The 18360-nt window shown below is 65.2% G+C and carries 17 protein-coding genes and 2 pseudogenes; 7 read left to right on the top strand and 12 right to left on the bottom strand.

Annotated elements, in window-relative coordinates; translation table 11 throughout:
* Window positions 1–37: 37 nt before the first annotated feature.
* Window positions 38–913 carry a hypothetical protein gene (locus tag ATB1_RS16480; RefSeq protein ID WP_042665744.1) on the top strand — a complete coding sequence of 292 codons (876 nt, stop codon included), beginning with the start codon at window positions 38–40 and terminating at the stop codon, window positions 911–913.
* 120 nt (window positions 914–1033) lie between these two features.
* Here the strand turns inward: ATB1_RS16480 and ilvA are convergent, their stop codons facing one another.
* Entirely contained in the window at window positions 1034–2275 is a 1242-nt protein-coding gene (gene ilvA, locus ATB1_RS16475) for a threonine ammonia-lyase (protein WP_042665743.1), read from the bottom strand.
* A gap of 372 nt (window positions 2276–2647) precedes the next feature.
* Here ilvA and glyA point away from each other — a divergent pair, with 372 nt between their 5' ends.
* Window positions 2648–3895: a serine hydroxymethyltransferase gene (glyA, locus tag ATB1_RS16470; RefSeq protein WP_042665741.1), complete on the top strand. Its 1248-nt coding sequence runs from the start codon at window positions 2648–2650 to the stop codon at window positions 3893–3895.
* A 225-nt stretch (window positions 3896–4120) separates the two neighbouring features.
* Window positions 4121–4540: a heme-binding protein gene (locus ATB1_RS16465; RefSeq protein ID WP_042665738.1), complete on the top strand. Its 420-nt coding sequence runs from the start codon at window positions 4121–4123 to the stop codon at window positions 4538–4540.
* A 54-nt stretch (window positions 4541–4594) separates the two neighbouring features.
* Here the strand turns inward: ATB1_RS16465 and ATB1_RS16460 are convergent, their stop codons facing one another.
* From ATB1_RS16460 to ATB1_RS16450, 3 genes are all read right to left on the bottom strand, one after another.
* Window positions 4595–5752: a M20 family metallopeptidase gene (locus ATB1_RS16460; protein WP_042665736.1), complete on the bottom strand. Its 1158-nt coding sequence runs from the start codon at window positions 5750–5752 to the stop codon at window positions 4595–4597.
* Between the two features lie 123 nt (window positions 5753–5875).
* Complete coding sequence (locus ATB1_RS16455; protein WP_042665733.1) at window positions 5876–7108, bottom strand: Cdc6/Cdc18 family protein; 1233 nt, start codon at window positions 7106–7108, stop codon at window positions 5876–5878.
* 877 nt (window positions 7109–7985) lie between these two features.
* Window positions 7986–8552 carry a TATA-box-binding protein gene (locus ATB1_RS16450; protein ID WP_042665731.1) on the bottom strand — a complete coding sequence of 189 codons (567 nt, stop codon included), beginning with the start codon at window positions 8550–8552 and terminating at the stop codon, window positions 7986–7988.
* Between the two features lie 230 nt (window positions 8553–8782).
* Between ATB1_RS16450 and tenA the strand changes: the two genes are divergently transcribed.
* From tenA to ATB1_RS16435, 3 genes are read left to right on the top strand one after another with little or no spacing between them, the layout of a single operon-like run.
* Window positions 8783–9448 carry a thiaminase II gene (tenA, locus tag ATB1_RS16445; RefSeq protein ID WP_042665730.1) on the top strand — a complete coding sequence of 222 codons (666 nt, stop codon included), beginning with the start codon at window positions 8783–8785 and terminating at the stop codon, window positions 9446–9448.
* The gene (locus ATB1_RS16440; protein WP_042665729.1) at window positions 9445–10287 is read left to right on the top strand and encodes a TenA family protein; all 843 of its coding nucleotides are present in this window, start codon (window positions 9445–9447) and stop codon (window positions 10285–10287) included. The genes tenA and ATB1_RS16440 overlap by 4 nt, the downstream gene beginning before the upstream one ends.
* A complete protein-coding gene (locus ATB1_RS16435) occupies window positions 10281–11810 on the top strand; it encodes a sodium:proline symporter (RefSeq protein ID WP_042665727.1) in 1530 nt (509 codons plus the stop codon). The genes ATB1_RS16440 and ATB1_RS16435 overlap by 7 nt, the downstream gene beginning before the upstream one ends.
* A gap of 25 nt (window positions 11811–11835) precedes the next feature.
* On the opposite strand, the gene ATB1_RS16430 is transcribed toward ATB1_RS16435, so the two are convergent.
* The gene (locus tag ATB1_RS16430) at window positions 11836–12231 is read right to left on the bottom strand and encodes a pyridoxamine 5'-phosphate oxidase family protein (RefSeq protein WP_042665725.1); all 396 of its coding nucleotides are present in this window, start codon (window positions 12229–12231) and stop codon (window positions 11836–11838) included.
* A 261-nt stretch (window positions 12232–12492) separates the two neighbouring features.
* On the opposite strand from ATB1_RS16430, the pseudogene ATB1_RS16425 reads away from it, so the two are divergent.
* A pseudogene (locus tag ATB1_RS16425) lies at window positions 12493–13514 on the top strand (lipid II:glycine glycyltransferase FemX).
* 100 nt (window positions 13515–13614) lie between these two features.
* Here ATB1_RS16425 and ATB1_RS22540 read toward each other — a convergent pair.
* The 7 genes and pseudogenes from ATB1_RS22540 to ATB1_RS16395 all read right to left on the bottom strand — a co-directional run.
* The gene (locus ATB1_RS22540; RefSeq protein ID WP_198526132.1) at window positions 13615–13755 is read right to left on the bottom strand and encodes a hypothetical protein; all 141 of its coding nucleotides are present in this window, start codon (window positions 13753–13755) and stop codon (window positions 13615–13617) included.
* 24 nt (window positions 13756–13779) lie between these two features.
* Window positions 13780–14267 (bottom strand): annotated as a pseudogene (locus ATB1_RS16420) (type II toxin-antitoxin system death-on-curing family toxin).
* 52 nt (window positions 14268–14319) lie between these two features.
* Window positions 14320–15330, bottom strand: a complete 1011-nt coding sequence (locus ATB1_RS16415) for an aldo/keto reductase (protein ID WP_042665723.1) — start codon at window positions 15328–15330, stop codon at window positions 14320–14322.
* An 81-nt stretch (window positions 15331–15411) separates the two neighbouring features.
* Window positions 15412–16149 (bottom strand): sporulation protein, encoded by a 738-nt coding sequence (locus ATB1_RS16410; RefSeq protein ID WP_042665721.1) that lies wholly within the window; start codon window positions 16147–16149, stop codon window positions 15412–15414.
* 257 nt (window positions 16150–16406) lie between these two features.
* Window positions 16407–16622, bottom strand: coding sequence for a hypothetical protein (locus tag ATB1_RS16405; RefSeq protein ID WP_042665719.1), 216 nt, complete (start codon window positions 16620–16622; stop codon window positions 16407–16409).
* 129 nt (window positions 16623–16751) lie between these two features.
* Entirely contained in the window at window positions 16752–17561 is an 810-nt protein-coding gene (locus ATB1_RS16400) for a molybdenum ABC transporter permease (protein WP_042665717.1), read from the bottom strand.
* Window positions 17542–18360, bottom strand: an 819-nt coding sequence (locus ATB1_RS16395; RefSeq protein WP_042665715.1) for an extracellular solute-binding protein, incomplete at its 5' end; no start/stop codon positions are given. The genes ATB1_RS16395 and ATB1_RS16400, both read right to left, overlap by 20 nt.

Here is an 18360-nt window from a genome sequence, read left to right as displayed (position 1 = left end):
TTTTCAGGGGGCCTCGGCGCGTCTGGGGAACCGTACAATGAGCGTGGGCACATCGCTTCGGCGACTGGGTGAATTCCTCGAAGAGTGCGAGCGGGCGGGAGCCGCGAGCGTCCGGGACTCGTCCGTTGCGGTCACGGAGTCGGGAGCGTCGGCGGACATCGAGTTCGCGCTCTCGCCGAGCGACGAAGCCGAGTCGCCCGTGCGGACCCGGACCCGGGAGACTGCAATCGAGTCCGACGGGACCATCGGGCTCACGCTCGAAATCGACGACGTCGTTCCGAGCGACCACGAACACGTCGACGTCGACGCGGCCGAAGTCTCGCTCGACGCCGAGCCGACGGCCGTCGTGACGGTCACAACCGACGCGCCCTCCGCGGAGGGTTCCGCGGGGCCCGACGTTCCCGAATCGCTCGGTAGCGTGCGGAGTCCGGACGTGCCGGCGTTCGAGGACACGGCGTATCTCGAAGCGGTGTACGCGAGGTACGAGACGTTCGACCGGATGGCGACGGCGTTCGAGATGGACGTGTCGGACGAGACGGTCCGACGGTACATGATCGCACAGGGCGTCCACGAACCGGACTCCTACGAGACGTCGCTCGCCGACGAGTCGCCGGTGGAAACACCGGGACCGACGGCCGCGGACGATTCCGGCGGGTCGCCCGAGGCGCTCGCCGACGGAATCGGCCTGCCCGAGTCCGTGACGATAGACCAACTCGCCGACGCCGCCAACGACGCGAAGACGATTCGCGAGTTCGGGAAATCCATCGACCTCGACCGAACCGAAGCGCTCGAACTACTCCAGACGCTCGACCTGCTGGAGTTCGTGATGGGGCGTCTCACGACCGACGACGACCCCGACGTGAGTCGGAACGACGTCGTCGCGCGTATCAGACAGTCGGCCGGCGAGAACTAGCGGGCGCTGCGCGACTCGGCCGCGGCGACGGCTTCGACGGCCGCGGCCCGCGACTCCTGTTAGAAGTGAGATAGCACGTGGTTCGGCGACGAGAACGGTCGAGACGCCGGGAGGTCGGAGCTATCTCTCCTCCGAGACGTCGTCGACCGCGTAGCCCGCGTCTTCGATGGTGTCCACGACGGCGGCCGCGTGCTCTGCTCCTTTGGTCTCGATGCGGAACAGGAGATGGGCCTCGCCGACGTCGAGGGCGTCGACGGCGCGGACGTGCCGAACGTCGTGGATGTTCGCGTCGCGGTCGGCGATGAGTCGGGAGAGCCGCGCCATCTCGCCCGGTCGATCGCGTATCCGAACTCGCAGTCGGAGGGTCTGTCGGCGGCCGGTGAGCGCGTGGACGAGCACCGTCTGGAGCATCGTCATGTCGAGGTTCCCCCCGCAGAGAAGCGGCATGACGATCTCGCCCTCGACGTCGAGGTCGTCGCTCAGCACGGCGGCGACCGAGGCGGCACCGGCTCCCTCGACGACCTGCTTGGCGCGTTCGAGCAGGAGGAGAATCGCCTCTGCGATTTCCCCGTCGGAGACCGTGACCACCTCGTCGACGTGTTCCTCGATGGTTCGGAGCGTCAACTCGGAGATGCCGCCGGTGGCGATGCCGTCGGCGATGGTGTTCGTGTCGTCGAGCGTCACGGGAACGCCCTTGTCGAGGCTCTCGTGGACCGTCTCCGCGCCCGCGGCCTGCACGCCGACGACGCGAATCTCGGGGTCGTGGTGTTTGATGGCGGTGGCGATGCCCGAGATGAGTCCGCCGCCGCCGATGGGGACGACCACGGTGTCCATCTCGGGGAGGTCGCGGTACATCTCCGCGCCGAGCGTCCCCTGCCCGGCGACGATGTCGCGGTCGTCGTACGCGTGGACGAACTCGGCGTCCGAGCCCTCGGCGAGCGACTGCGCGTACGCCATCGTCTCCTGGAAGTCCTCGCCGACGAGTTCGACGTCCGCGCCGTAGTCGCGAGTCGCGTCGATTTTCGTCTGCGGGGCGTTCTCCGGCATCGCAACCGTGGAGTCGGCGCCGCACTCGGTCGCGGCGAGCGCGACGCCCTGCGCGTGGTTGCCGGCGCTCGCGGCCACGAACTCGTCGATTCCGCGGTCGGTGTCCTGTCGAATCTTGTTGTACGCGCCCCGCGTCTTGAACGACCCCGTCCACTGGAGGTGTTCCATCTTCAAGTAGACGTCCGCGCCGACCAGCTCGCCGAGGGAGGTGCTCCGCTCTATCGGCGTCCGCTTGACGACGCGGTCGTTTTCGAGACGCTCGCGCGCGCGCTCGATATCGCTGTACTGTACCGGGGACGGCCGCGTTTCGTTCATGAGCGACCCACTCCGGCGATCCGCCGTCCTGCGCGGTGAGGCGACGCACGCCCGTCGCCTCGGCCCCGGGACTTCCGGTGAGCTGTGATAATTCTTAGCACGGTGTGTGACGAACGTGACGAAGTTCCAATATAGAGCTATCGCCGGTCGACGAACTTCGGGGAGGCGTACGAAACACTGAAAGCGTCGATTCCGGGGAGTATAGACCACATATTCGGGATTCCTTCGGAACCATCAAGGGCCATCTCGTCGGGGCGACCGACGCGACCACATACCATACGTTTTCTGTCAGTTTGTGGTTTTCGTCGGTCGTCGTCGCCTCAGGTCCGGCCGCAGCGAAGCGTTATACCGCAGAGTCGAGATGCACCCACGATGCCTTACGACACCGTTCGAGAGACCGACCCGGCCGTCGCCGACGCGCTGGAAGGCGAACGCGGGCGACAGAACGACACCCTCGCGATGATAGCGAGTGAGAACCACGTCAGCGAGGCGGTCATGGAGGCCCAAAGCTCGGAGCTGACGAACAACTACGCCGAGGGCTACCCGGGAAGTCGGTACTACGGCGGCTGTGCGTACGCCGACGAGGTCGAACAGCTCGCCATCGACCGCGCCAAGGAGCTCTGGGGCGCCGACCACGTCAACGTCCAACCGCACTCGGGGTCGCAGGCGAACATGGGTGTGTTCCTCACCGTGCTCGAACCCGGCGACAAGATTCTCTCGCTGGATTTGACCCACGGCGGCCACCTGAGCCACGGACATCCGGTGAACGTCGCGGGGAAGACGTACGAGGTCGAACAGTACGAGGTCGACGCCGAGACCGGCTACGTCGACTACGAGCAACTCGCCGAGAAGGCCGAGGAATTCGACCCTGACATCGTCATCTCGGGGTACTCCGCGTACCCCCGAGAGGTCGACTGGGAGCGCGTACAGGCCGCGGCCGAGGCGGTTGACGCGTACCACCTCGCCGACATCGCCCACATCACGGGCCTCGTCGCTGCGGGTGAACACTCGTCTCCCGTCGGCACCGCGGACTTCGTCACCGGTTCGACCCACAAGACGATTCGGTCGGGTCGCGGCGGTATCATCATGTGCGACGAAGAACACGCCGACGACGTCGATTCCGCGGTCTTCCCCGGACTCCAAGGCGGACCGATACTGCACAACGTCGCCGGCAAGGCCGTCGGCTTCGGCGAGGCGCTGACTCCCGAGTTCGAGGAGTACGCGTCGCAGGTCGTCGATAACGCCGCCGCCCTCGGCGAGCGGCTACAGGAGCGCGGCCTCGAACTCGTTTCCGGAGGCACGGACACCCACTTAGTTCTCGTCGACCTCCGGCCGTCGCACCCGGACACGACCGGCAAGGACGTGGAAGCGGCCCTCGAAGAGGTCGGTATCGTCCTCAACGCCAACACGGTCCCCGGCGAGAGTCGCTCGGCGTTCAACCCGAGCGGGATTCGCGCCGGCACGCCCGCGTTGACGACCCGCGGCTTCGACGAGGAGGCCTGCCGGACCGTCGCCGACCTCATCTACGAGATCGTCGACGCGCCGCACGACGAGTCGGTCAAGGGGTTCGTCGACCAGAAGGTCGACGAACTGACCGACGAGTACCCGCTGTACGACTGACCGGACACCGAGTCGGTTCGCCTCGAACCGAACGCCTTCCGATGGAGTCTCACAAGCGGGCGACACGAATTATAAAAATTCTTACTTTTGTTGTTCTCTCGTCCGAGTGGTTCGAGGGTCACTCAGACGCCCGAAATCGGGAGAAAGAAGCGAAATCGGTAGGCCATCCGAGACCCGCGGCGCACGTATAAGTAGGACCGTCGAGACCGGTTTCGACGAAGCGATATGTCCGATGCAATCAATCTCGAGACGGCGAAGGTACTCATCGAAGCGGCCGAAGCGGAGGCCGAGTCGATGGGACTGCGAATGGTGATTACGGTCGCGAACCCGGAGGGTAACCTCATCGCACAGCACCGAATGGACGACGCGTGGCTCGCGAGCGTCGACATCTCTCGGAACAAGGCGTACACGTCGGCCGCGCTCAAAACACCCACGCACGAACTCGCCGAGGCGACCGAGCCCGGCGAGTCGCTCTGGGGTCTCCAGACGACGGACGAGAACCGACTCGTCGTCTTCGGCGGCGGCTATCCCCTCGAAGTCGACGGCGAAATCGTCGGGACCGTCGGCGTCAGCGGCGGTGAGGTGTCCGAAGACATGGCGGTCGCGAGCGCCGCGGTCGAACGGTTCGAAGAACTCGTCGAATAACTGGCGTCGCCGTCAGCCGCTTTTTTCCGGGCCGCCCATCCGACGGACGAGTGTTCAGTTCTCGCCGGCTTCGAACAGCCCGCGGAGCGCCGTGCGGAGGATGTCGTACCCGGCTTCGACCTCCGACAGTTCGATATACTCGTCGTAGGCGTGGGCCTGCGCCATCGACCCCGGCCCCCACGTAACCGCGTCCATCCCGGCGTCGTTGACGAGGTTCCGAACGTCGGTCGCCGCCCGAATACCCCACGGCTCGGGGTCGATATCCGCCCGCTCGGCGGCCGCGTCCCGAAAGCGCGTCGCGATGTCGCTGTCGGTCGGAACCGCCGCCGATTCGTAGACCCGCGTTCGCGTCCACTCGACGCGCAGGTCGTGTTCGGCCTCGACGTCGGAGAGTAGCGCGTCGATTTCGGCGTCGACCTCCTCGACGGACTCCGCGGGGACGAACCGCCGGTCGACCGTTATCGTCGCGCTCTCCGGGACGACGTTCTCCTTCGTCCCCGCCTCGAACCGCGTGACCGTCGCGGTCGGGTGACCGACGAGCGAGTCGGAGCGCGCTCGAATCTCCTCGTCGTACGCTTCGAGCGCGTCGAGAACGAGACGGGCGTTCCCAATCGCGTTGTCCCCCTCGTCGGGGCGACTCGCGTGTGACGGGTCGCCGCCGACGGAAATCTCGTACCATCCGAGCCCCTTCGCGCTCGTCGCGGTCCGCAGCGCCGTCGGTTCGAGCACGACGCCGTACTCACCGTCGTAGCCGCGTTCGAGGAGCGTCTTCGTTCCCGGTTCGGCCGTCTCCTCGCCGACGGCGGCGTGGAACACGACCGAGCCGTCGAGCGCTCCGGAATCGAACGCGTCGGCGAACTCGACCGTCGCGAGCATCGCGAGGGCGACGCCGCATTTCATGTCCGCGCTCCCGCGGCCGTACAGTCTGCCATCTCTGACGGTCGGTTCGTACGGCGGGTGCGTCCACTTGTCACGGTCGCCCGCCGGGACCACGTCGAGGTGGCCGTTGAGGACGACCGAGGGCTCGCCGTCGCCGACGCGCGCCGCGACCTGCGGTCGGTCGGGGAACGGTTCCTCGATGAGCGTCGCCGAGACGCCTCGGGATTCGAGCCAGTCGTACACGAAGTTCGCCGCCGCCGCCTCGTCTCCCGGTGGGTTTTCGGTCTCGATTTCGACGAGACTCGTGAGCAACGAGAGTAACTCCTCGTCCATGGTTTTGGTCGTCTATCGACAGAGACGGGCGTGTGTTAAGGGTTCGTGCGGTAGCTTTTTTCCGACGCGGGCGCAGGCGTCGAAGGATTCGTGCGAACGCCGCGTGTCGCGTGTCGCGCGCCGCTATTCGAGCGTGGAGATACGACTGTCCCGGAGAAGCACCCGCTTGACGATGTCCGGGTCTTCGAGCAGGCGGTGGGTCCCGTGGACGCCCTGCCCGCGGCCGCGACCCCGGACCTCCGACTGGATGACGTTGAGGAAGTCGAGTTCCTGCAGGAGTTCCTGCACGCGGCGCTCGGAGAGTTGGTCCATGTCGAGGTCGTCGGCGACCGTGAGATACTGTCGGTAAATCTTGTTCGTCGTAATCTCGGCGGTCTTTCGGCCGCCGGTCTGGAGGACAAGCGAGTAGAGGACGGCTTTCGACTGCGTGGCGGTCCCTTCGAGGAGTTCGCTGAAGCGGTCGGCCTCGCTCTTTTCTTTGGCGGCCCGCACGTGGTCGTCGGTGACGGTCTCGGCGCTCTCGTTTCGCGCGATGCGACCGGCGTTCCGGAGGATGTCGATGGCCTTCCGAGCGTCGCCGTGTTCCTGGGCGGCGAGCGCGCTCGCGAGGGGAATCACGTCGTCGGTGAGAACGCTCGGCTTGAACGCGTCCTTCCGGTTTTCGAGGATTTCGCGGAGTTGGTTCGCGTCGTAGGACGGGAAGACGAGTTCGTCGTGGGCGAAGCTCGATTTGACGCGCTCCGTGAGTTCCTCGGGGTAATCGATCTTGTTCGAGATGCCGATGATGCCGATGCGCGAGTCCACTATCTTCTGGTTTTCGCCCGCACGCGAGAGCTTTCGAAGCACCTCGTCGTCGCGGAGCATGTCTATCTCGTCGAGGATGACGATGGTCACGTCGGAGCAGGTGTCGAGCACCTGCCACAGTCGATTGTAGTAGTCGCCGGTCGACAGCCCGCGCTCGGGAATCGTCATCCCGCTTTTCGACGGGTCGTTGACCTGCGAGGCGAGCGTCTTGATGACCGACGCCTCGGTGTGCTGTTCGCCGCAGTCGATGACGGCGATACGGACGTCGACGTCCTCGCGGACCGCCTCTTGTTGGAGTCGCTCGCTCACGAGTCGGGCGGTGAGCGTCTTGCCCGACCCCGTCTTCCCGAAGATGAACAGGTGGGTCGGTTCACGTCCGAAGATGGCGGGGTTGAGCGCCTGTGCGACTTTCGACATGTGCTCGTCGCGACCGACGATCTTGTCGGGACCCGGGAGGTGAGAGATTTTGAGGATATCCTCATTCGCGAAGATAGGCTGGTCGTAGCGAAACAGCGGGTCGCGAGTCCCACCCTCGCTCTCGTCCGATGTCATGTGAGTTCGCTATTCATACTCACCCCTAATAAAGGTGAAGGGGTGGACTCGCGTTTGTAACAGCGATAAATACGGCCGTTTGAGCGGTACTTTCAGTCCCGGTTTTGGATTCGACGATCAACGAGTAGTATCGCGCAAGTAAGACTGTCAGACACCACCCTCGCGTTTGTAACGGCCGAAACGGTCACGGGGAGGACGCGGTCGGTGGGGGTACACTCGCGTTTGTAACTCGACCGCCGAGAGACCACCCTCGCGTTTGTAATCGAGCGGGGGAGTACCGTCGCGTTTGTAACGTCGAGTGGCGAGAGCGGCGGTGCAGACACACCACCCTCGCGGATGTAACGCGAATCGGTGTGGGGGTGGGTCGGCGAACGGGGTGTTGTCGGTTGATTTTGCCCCTAGATTTACAAACGCGAGGGGGGTGTGTCGAATTCGCCTAGGGTCTGGCGTAGCCGTTACAAACGCGAGGGGGGTGTGTGTGTGTGTACTCCCGAGCGCAGACGGACAAATCATGAACAACACCCATTTCGAAGAATAGCTACGACACCTCGACACACATCCAACGACGCGATGGTGTTCTCCTCACTGACGCACTGGACTAACACTAGTAGCTAGACTACTAGTTCTACTACTCTACTAGTTCTACTACTCAGCACAACACTACAACAACACAACAACAAGCAACGAATCAGAGACTAAAGGAGACGGGACGGACGAGAAGCGGGAACCGGCAGACAACAACCCGAAAACAGCCACCGTCAGCACCGATACCGTCTACCGAGCTCCAGTTCACCGTCTTCTCAGTTTTGCCAACACGTCAGTGCGCCACCCGGTGTCTCAACGGCCACCGAGTACCCGTCGAGTACTCACCGAGTGCTCACCCGAGCAGTCCGAGCTCGCGAACGTCCTCGTCGACCGTCTCGAGCGCCGCTTCGGCGTCGGCAGTCCGCTTCGCCCCCGTAATCACGATTTTCCCGCTTCCGAACATGAGGACGACGACGCTCGGTTCGTCGAGACGATAGACGAGGCCGGGGAACTGCTCGGGTTCGTACTCGACGGCTTCGAGACCGAGCCCGATGGCCAGCGCGTTCAGGTTGAGCGCCTCGCCGAGGTCGGCGCTCGAAACGATGTTCTGGACCGTAATATCCGCATCCTCGGGAACGGGCACGCCGAGGTCGGTGAACTCGTCGAACAGCGTTTTGATGGCCGTGCTCACGTCGTCGACGCTGTCCGCGCCGGTACAGACGATTTTTCCGGAGCGAAAGACGAGACACGCCGACTTCGGGTCTCGGGTTCGATAGACGAGTCCGGGGAAGTTCTCGGGGTCGTAGTCCGTCCCGTCCATATCGAGCGAGAGTCGTTCGAGGTCGAGTTCGACCGGAACCTCCGTCGAAGCGACGACGTTCTGAATCTCGATGGACCCGACGGCGTTCACGTGCGACATCTTGTGGATTCGTTGACACTCGCTCGACTTAAACTACCGGGGTCGTTCACACGCGTTAATCACCGGACAACTGGACAACTGGACGGCTAACCCACCGCTGACCGGGCGGTCGACTTACTGGGTGAGTTGATACCGGCGGTCGGACAACAGTCGAGACGGGCTCTGCATGGGATAACCAATGAATATTACCTCATCATAATTCTTTTCAGCGTCTTCTTCGATTACTCTCCATGGCGTTCACAGACACGATTCACGACGAGGCCGACGAGTTCTGGTCGGCCATCCTCGACCATCCGATGGTCGTCCGACTCGGGGAGGGGAGCCTCGACGAGGAGCCGTTCCGCTACTGGGTACGGCAGGACTACGTCTACCTCGTCGAGTACAGTCGCCTCTTCGCGCTCGGTGCCGCGAAGGCCCCGACGCTCGACTCCATGGGGACGTTCGCGAGCCTCCTCGAATCGACCGTCAACGAGGAGATGGACCTTCACCGGAGCTACGCCGCCGAGTTCGGCATCGAGCCCGACGAACTCGAAGCGACGACGCCGTCACCGACGACCCGGGCCTACACGGATTTCCTCGTTCGCACCGCGACGCTCGGCTCGTTCGGCGACATCGTCGCCGCCCTGCTCCCCTGTATGTGGGGGTTCAACGAGACCGGTCTCCGTCTCGCCGATGCAGGAATCCCGGACCACGACCAGTACGCCGCGTGGGTCGAGATGTACGCCGGCGACGAGTTCACTGAACTCACCGACTGGTGTAAGTCGCTCATGGACGACGTGGCCGCGAGCGCGACCGAGTCGGACCGCGAGCGCTACCGCGACCTGTTCCGCACGTCGGCGCAGTACGAGTACCTGTTTTGGGACGCCGCGTGGCGGCGGGAGGAGTGGCCTTTATGACCGACGGCGATTCGTTCGGCTCGCCCGGTGAGAGCCAGCCGACCCCCGAGACGTACGACGAGTTCGCCGCGTCGCGGTCGGACCCGCGATTCACCGACTGGCTCCGTGAGCGCGCGGGCGACTCGTGGGACGACGCGACCGCTCACCGACTGACGCGAGAACTCGCCGCAGACGAACTCGCAGACGACGTGTTCAGGCAGTATCTCGTACAGGATTACGCCTTCGTGGAGACGCTCGTCGGCGTCTTCGGCCACGCTGTCGGCACCGCGCCGACTATGGAGTCGAAGTCGGAACTCGTCTCGTTCCTCGGCGTTCTCACCGACGACGAGGACGACTACTTCCTGCGGTCGTTCGACGCGCTCGACGTTCCCGAGTCCGTCTACTCGGACCCGAAGACGACGCCGACGACGCGCGCCTTCATCGACCTCCTCGAACGCGCCGCGGGGCAGGGCGGGTACGCGGAGACGCTGGCGGTGCTCGTCCCCGCTGAGTGGGTCTACCTGTCGTGGGCAACCGACGCGGCCGATGCCGGTACTAACCCCGACGAATCGCCCTCGCGGTTCTACCTCTCCGAGTGGATTGACCTCCACGCAGTCGACGACTTCGCGGCGTTCGTCGAGTGGCTCCGAACGGAACTCGACCGCGAGGGCGCGGCCGCCTCACCGCGCCGACAACGGCGGCTCGAACAGTTGTTCCGCCGCACGGTCGAACTGGAGGTCGCGTTCTTCGACGAGGCGTACGAACTGGCTCCGTCCGGCGATTCGACCGCGACTGCAACCACGTCAACGCTCTCACAGTCGACCGACGGGTCTTCCCAACCGGGTGACGGCCGATGGTGAGTTCGACCGTCGCGCTCGGGCTGACCGTCGCGACGCTCGTCGCCTTTACCGGCGTCGGCGTGTGGTTCTCCCGCGGCCGCGTCGGCTCCGTCGAGGACCTCATCAGCGCCCGCGACTCCGCGGGGAGCCGGCGGACGACGGCGACGCTCGTCGCGTCCGTCATGGGCGTCTGGGTGCTTTTTTCGGCCCCCGAAGCGGGCGCGAGTTTCGGTATCGCGGCCGTCGTCGGCTACGCGGTCGGCGAGGCCGTCCCGATGCTCGTCTACGCCCGCCTCGGCCCTCGAATCCGGGAACTCATCCCCGAGGGCCACTCGCTGACCGAGTACGCTCACGCCCGCTACGGGACCGCGATGTACGCCTTCGTCCTCCTCGTGAGCGCGCTCTACATGTTCATCTTCCTCGCCGCCGAGCTGACCGGCATCGCTGGCGCGCTCGCGCTCGTCGCCGGCGTTCCGCAGTGGCAGACCGCGCTCCTCGTCGGTGGCTTCGTCCTCCTCTACACGAGTTACGGCGGCCTCCGAGCCAGCATCGCGACCGACGCGGTCCAAGCGGTCATCGTCATCCCGCTCTTGCTGCTCGCGTTCGTCGGCGCGCTCGTCGCGCTCGGCGGTCCCGCCGCCGCCATCGACGGTATCACGGCGACGAACCCCGCGCTCCTCGACCTCGGCGCGGTCGCCGGCCTCCAGTTCGGACTCGCGCTCGCGTTCGCCATCCTCGGCGCGGAACTCATCAACCAGACGTGGTGGCAACGCATCTACGCGGCCGACTCGTCGGAGACGGTCGGGCGGAGCTTTCGGACCGCGGCGCTCGCCAACGGTGCCATCGTGTTCGTCACCGCCTTCTTCGGCGTCGTCGCGGTCGGCAACGCCGCCGTGGTCACCGACCCCGCGAGCGCGGGCTACAACGCCGACGCCGCCTTCTTCGTCCTCCTCGGCGAGGCGTTCCCCGAGTGGCTCGTCCTCGTGGCGGTCCTCCTCGCGCTCCTGCTCGTGATGAGCTCCATCGACACGCTGTTCAACGCGCTTTCGAGCCTCGTGACCGCGGACCTCGCCCGCCTGCTCGCGGAGCCGAGCGACCGCCGCCTCGCGCTCGGGTCGCGGGCGCTCACAATCGCCGTCGCGGTCGCCGCGATTTACGTCAGTCTCCGGGCCCAGAGCGTCCTCCGACTGTTCTTCTTCGCCGACCTGCTCGGCGCGGCGGTCGCCTTCCCCCTCGTCTACGGGCTGTACTCGACGCGAATCACCGGCCCCGGCGCACTCGCAAGCAGTCTCACCGGGCTCGCCGTCGGCCTCGCGTTCTTCCCCGACCTCCGCGGCGTCATCACGTCGATTCCGGTCGTCGGCGGCCTGCTCCCCGCCGCCGACCCGCTGTATCTCACCTCCTTCGGCGGGGCGTTCGTGGTGTCGACGGCGGCGGCGCTCGTCGCCGCCCGACTCACGGACGCCGGGTTCGACCTCGGTCGGCTCTCGCGGGAGATTCGGCGATTCGACGACGGCCGAACCGACGCGCCGTCGTCCGACTGAGACGCCGTCGGCCGACTGAACGACGTCAGTACTCGCTGACCGTCGCGGTCCCCACCGAGATTCGGACGAGTTCGTTTTCGGGCCACGCGGATTCTTCGGCCCCGTACTTCCGGTTGATTCGCCGCGTGGCATCTCGAACGGCCTCATCGTCGTCGGCGACGACGGTGGCCGTCCCGAGAATCGTCACCTTCCATTGCGCCTGTCCCTTCTCGTCTTTCTGGACGGAGAGCGCGACGCGCGGATTCTCGCGAATGTTGGCGAGTTTCCGGCCCGTGGTGAGCACCTCGATTACCCCGCGGTCGTCCACGTAGTCGAACCAGACGGGCGCGACGTGCGGGCGGTCGTCGACGCTGGTCGCGAGGTGCGCCATGAGCGGTTCGCTCGTCACGAGCGACGCGGCGCGTTCGGAGAGGCCAGTCATAGTCGAATATCGGTCTCTCGGCGTAAAACGGTGGCTTCGACCCGGATTTACAAACGCGAGGGTAGTCCCCGCGACGCACCCACCTCCCACCCCGCTCCGTGAACACTCGCGCTCCTCCGATTTCTTGTCAATAATTTGTTCTGTTCGGTTGCTCCTAACGCCAGCCGGAATGGCGTTGTCGTTCGTCCGAATCGGCCGGAATAACCCTCCTAACGGGTGCATAACAAAGGGGTCGGACGCGACAGTTCAGGCACCTTACTCATGAGTATCGAGGTTCGGCGGGCGACTGGAGATGACGTCCACAGTTGGGACGCGTTCGTCGAACAGTCACCGCACGGCAACGCGTTCCATCAGTACGACGCGCTGGAGATTCAGGCGGCGCACGCCGGCGCGGAGTTGGTTCCGCTCGTCGGACGAAAAGGCGAGGAAGTCGTCGGCTTGTTCCCGCTGTTCCGAATCGACAAGGGACCGATAGCGACGGTGTTCTCGCCGCCGCCGGAGCTTCGCGTCGCGTACCTCGGTCCGGTCCTCTTGAACATGGACCACATGAAACAGCGAAAGCGTGAGGGTCGACACCACGAGTTCATCGACGCCTGCCTCGAATGGGTCCGCGACGAGATTCGACCGCGCTACACCCACATCCGCCTCGACGGTCGGTACGACGACCTCAGAGCCTTCTCGTGGAACGACTACACGATAACACCGCAGTACACCTACCCACGTCGACCTCTCGCCCGGCGTCGACGACGTGTTTATGAGCTTCAGTAGCGACGCCCGGTCGAACATCCGGAACGCGCCCGACGACGCGTACTCCATCGAGGAGGGCGGTCCCGAAGCAATCGAGCAAATCGTCGAACAGGTCGCCTCACGCTACGAATCACAGGGCATCTCGTACCGGTCGACCCCGGCGTTCGTCACGGACCTCTACACCACCCTCCCCGACGGGACAGATTCGACCCTACGTCCTCCGAACCAACGGCGAGTTCGTCGGCGGCATCCTCGTCGTCGACTACAAGGAGACGGTGTCGCGGTGGCAGGGCGGCGTGCGGACCGACGTGGAGACAGACCTCGCCGTCAACGACCTGCTCGACTGGCGCATCATGCGCGACGCGATGGACCGCGGGCGGACGACCTACGACCTCGTCGGCGCGAACAACCGCCGCATCAACCGATACAAGGCGAAGTTCAACCCCGAACTCCACCCCTTCTACAGTCTCGAACGGAACGCGGCGGGGATGAAGACGCTCGCACACCTCTACAAGACGATTCGCGAGGGCGTGTAACGGAGTACGGTTCACCCCGGATTCCCTCCGGATATTGACTCAAGAAGTCCCAGAAGTCCTACTAGTTTCCCAACTCGGCGGTCACACGGAAAACCGGCGTTTACTCGTGCTCGAGTACGTCGTACACGCTCCGGTGGTCGTCGCGGTCGGCCTTCGCGACGCGGAGAACGAGTTCTCGACGGATGTCTTCCATCACCCTGTCGAGTTCGGATTCATTGTTCGCGCCGTCTTTCGTTGCCATACGTCTACTGTGTCCTCGGTAGAGTTATTCGTTCGGGTCTGATGCGTCGTCGGCCAACTGGTCGAGTCCGTGCCGAACGAGTCCGTTTCGCCACTGTTCGACCACGTCATCGAGGTCGACTTCTTTGGTGTGTGTCCGGAGATAATCGATAACGTCGTCCCGTCCGTGGCGGCTTCATCGGTTCCGGACTGCTTGAGAATCTCTCTGACTTCGTGGCCGTACTCCAATCGATACCCGTTGAGCAGGTAGAATACGACTGTCGTGTTCAGTGCGGTTCGTTTATTCCCGTCGACGAACGGATGGTTAGCGACGAGGAGTCGGAGTAGGTGGTACGCTTTCTCGTGTATGGTCTCCGGTGCTGCGCCGAAGCTTCCCGTTTCGATATACTCCAGCGCGAACTCGACATCTCCCTCGCTCTGGACCCCGCGCGTCGTCTCCGCATACTCTGAAACGATGTCATCGTGTATCTCGACGACATCGTCGACGGCCGGGTACCAGAGTGGGCGACTCATTGAACGCTGTGTTCTCCCGGAGGCTGTATCACCGTTTTCTTCGACGCTGAAGTTAGAGCCCCGCGTAGGGGTCGGGCTTCGCCTCAGTCAGACGGTCGACCTGTTCGTCCGTGAGGTCGATAGCGGCGGCTTCGAGGTTCTCGGTCAGTTGCTCCACCGTGCGCGCGCCGACGATGGGTGCCGTGACGCCGTCGCGGTGCATGAGCCACGCGAGCGCCGTCTGAGCGGGCGTCGCGTCGACTTCCTCGGCGACCGCGTCGAGTTCGTCGTGCACGTCGAAGTTCTCCGCCGTCAGATACGACTCCTCGAACCGGCTGGACTCCGCGGCGCGGGACTCGCCGGTGAGACCGTCCTCGCGGGTGTATTTCCCGGTGAGGAAGCCCTGTCCGAGCGGGCTCCACGGGCAGACCGCGATGCCGTACGAGCGGGTCATCTCGAGGTAGTCTCCCTCGATTTCGCGGTCGACGAGGTTGTACCGCGGCTGGGCGACGGTGAACGGCTCCCAGCCCTCGGCGCGGGCGATTTCGTTCGCTTTCGCGACCTTCCACGCGTTCGGGCGGAGCGTCGACGCACCGAGGTAGTGGACCTTCCCGTCTTCGACGAGGCCGTTGAGCGTCTTCATCATCTCGCGCGTGGGCGTCTCGTCGTCCCAGCGGTGGATGTAGAGCACGTCCACGTAGTCAGTGTCGAGGCGGTCGAGCAGGGCGTCGATGCGGTGCCGGATGTTCTTCCGGTTCGTCCCGCGGCTGTTCGGGTCACCGTCGCGAATCTGCCAGTAGATTTTGGACGCGATGGTGAATCGCTCCCGGTCTCGGTCTTCGAGCCAGTCACCGATCCAGCGCTCGCTCGCGCCGCCGCCGTAGATGTCAGCGGTGTCGATAAAGCGCCCGCCGGCCGCTTCGTAGGCGTCGAGCAACTCGTGCGCGCGCTCCTCGTCGATTTCGACGTTGCCCTGTTCGGTCTCCTTGCCGAACCGCCACGTCCCGAACTGGAGTTCGCTCGTCTGGAGGCCCGTCTCGCCGAACGGAACGAAGCCCAGGTCGATGTCGTCGGGTGTCGTCATGCCCGCGGGGATACGCCGAATCGACGCAAAAGCGTTGGGTAGCCGGAAGTCGATTGGGGTGAGTTGCTCCGCGTTCCGTCGTCAGGCGTTCGCGCGAATCAGCGATTCCAGTTCGTCGCGGACCTCGCTCGCGTCGGTGGTCCGAACCGTCGTCTGGACCGTCCGCTCGTCCAGGTCGCTAAGCTCGCCCAGTACGCCACCGCGACGGTCGACTTCGATGTGCAGTTCGAGCGCGTCTTCGCCCGGTCGCGGCACGACTTCGAGTTCGTCTAACTCGCCGGCGAACGGTCCCGACGTGGGTCGGAACTCGAACTCCTGTACGAAGCGCCGAGTCGAGGTGAACACGCCGTGGGGGTCGGCTTCGCACTCGGCGGTGTGCAGCGAGAAGCCGAGGTCGTCGAGCGCGTCGAAGACGGCTTGTAGCCGCGGCGTCGGCTGGACGTTCAGGTAGTCTTTGTCTTCGGGGTCGACGGCCAACTCGATGTCGAGTTCGGTTTCGACCCACACGTCGACGTTGCCGAGCGTGACGGGCGTTCCGTGAGGGATGTCGAGCGAGACCTCTCGCGTCTCCTGCTCGTCCGGGTGGATAGTGAGGCTCTCCGCGAGGGTGTACTGTGCGATGTCGACCTCTCGGTAGCCCTCTTCGGTCCGGTAGCGGGTCTCCAGTTCGAACCGAATCTTCCCGATTTCCTGTTCTGTCGACCCGCCTTCGATGCGCACTTCTGCATCGACCGTCTCGCCGGGGCGGACGGTGTCGGAGGGGAGGACGGTATCGACGGTCGCGTTGCCGATTCCGATTCGTGCGAGGACCTTCTTCATGATGCACGCCGGACGTCTCGCTCGCGGTCTAAGTATTTCGTGGCCTCCCGCGCTCGCGATTCTCGTGACCGATACGTGCGTCTCACGAGCCGAACGGGAGCTATATAGTCGAAAATCTTCGCGTGTCACAGGATAGCCGCCCCTGACTCCCGCGAGCGGGTCGCGGGTCGGCGTGGGGCCTCCCACTCCGTCGCGTCCGGTTCGGTGGTCCGCCTTCGCTCGGGTCGGTCGCCTCGGTCAGGCCGGCGCGTCGACTCTCACGTCACGTACACGTCGCCTTCGACTTCGTAGAGATACCCCTTGTTCAGGAGTTCGTCGACGGCTTCGGGGTCTTCGCCCGCCGAGCGCACCCGGCGGCGCGCGTCGGTCACGGGCATCCCGGCGTCGCGGTCGGAAACGAGGGGCCGAAGATGCTCGAACGCTCGCGTCGCGCGAGGGGAAAGCGGTGTGTGTCCACCCTGTTTCGATGTCATCGAGTCCTCTATTCGCGACCACGGAACGCTCCGTAAAGAAGGTGGGTGCCGATTCGGATGTCGGTGCCGAACTACTCCCGTCGCCGGACGCTCGGCAAACTGGTCGGTATCTACCGGTTCCGTCCGCCCTCACTCCCACGGGTTCGTCCCCAGCGCGTGGACCAGCAGAATCGCCCCCACAGCGATGCCGACGAGGACGAGCGCGACCGGGAACGCGGCGTCGAGGCCGGTCGAGAGGTACGACACCCAGATTTGCACCGGGAGCGTCCGCGGGTAGTACGCCAGCATGAGCGTCGCGCCGAACTCACCCATCGCCCGCGCGAACGTCAGGGTCACGCCGGCGAGGATGCCCTGCTTCGCCAGCGGGAGCGTCACGCGCCGGACGCTCCCGACGCGGTCCTCGCCGAGCGAGCGGGCCGCCGCTTCGAGTTGTCGGTCCACGCCGTCGAAGGCCGTCTTCGCGGTCACGACCAGAAACGGCGAGGCGACGTACGTCTGCGCGAGGACGACCCCGACCAGCGAGCGCGTGAGCGGGACGCTCGTCAGTTGGCCGAGTCCCGCGGGGCCGACCAGCTTGAGCAGTAACATCCCGCTGACGACCGGCGGGAGCACGAGCGGGAGCATGACCATCGCCAGAATCACGTCGCGGCCGCGGAACGACGTGCGCGAGAGCCAGTAAGCCAAGGGAACGCCGAAGGCGACGGCGACCAGCGTGCTCAGCGTCGCCGCGACGACGGAGTTGGTGGCGGCGGTCAGGACGACCTCGCTCGTCACGTCGTCCGCCAGCGACGCCGGCGACTGTGCGAGGACGAGCGCGCCGATGGGAAGCAGGTAGTAGACGAGGAGCATCCCGGCGAGAAGCAGCGTCAGACCTCGCCACGTCTCGGGTAGGAGTCGCGTGACGCCGCTCTCGCGGCGGTTAGGCTCTCTGTGGGACATCTCCAAAGTAGTGTGGATGGCTCGCACGCACGGTGAACCCGGAGGGTTCGAGGAACTCGCCGGCGGTCCCGACGAGCGCCTCGAACACCGACTTCGCCGCCATCGTGTCGGTTCGTCGCGTCGCAGCGTACCGGATGGGCCCGCCGCGGACGGTGACACCCTCCGGGAGCGTGTAGGAGACCGACGCGTACGCCGACGCGTGTTCGGGGTCGCTCAGGTTGATTTCGGCCGGGAGTTCGAGGTACGGGTAGTCGCGCTCGACGGCCATGCTCCGGTAGACGAACGCTGCATCGACGCCGCCGGCGTCGAACTGCGCGAGCAGTTGCGTCTCGGGGTAAATCTGGTCGCGGCGGAGCAGGTCATTGGCGAGCGCCGGCCGGTCGTAGTAGTCGGCGGCGAGCGCGAGCGCGAACCGCGTCCGGTAGCCCAGCGGGTCGAGGTCAGGGTCGGTTCGGCCGAGGCTGACGCCGTCGTCGAGGAGGGCGTCGGGCCACGACGCGGCGTCGGCGACTCGCGTTCCGCCGTCGGTCTGGGGGTTGTACGCGACGACGAGCGCGTTGTTGGCGAACGTCGCGTACCACGGGACCGAAAGCGGCGCGTCGAACAGCGTCGGGTCCGCGAGGGCGACGATGTCGGGGTCGCGTTGGTCGTCGTCGACCATCCGAGCCACGCGGGCGGAACCGTGTGCCTCGACCTCCACGCGGGTTCCCTCCGGCGCTTCGAACTCGGCGGTGAGCGCCCGCTGGAGGCTCCCGGCAGCGAGAACCGACACGGTCGGCGTCGTCCCCGCTCGGCCGAG

This window comes from Haloferax sp. ATB1 (assembly GCF_000730175.1).
Note: the sequence above shows the minus strand (reverse complement) of the source record. Positions and strands in the feature narration are given on the sequence as shown.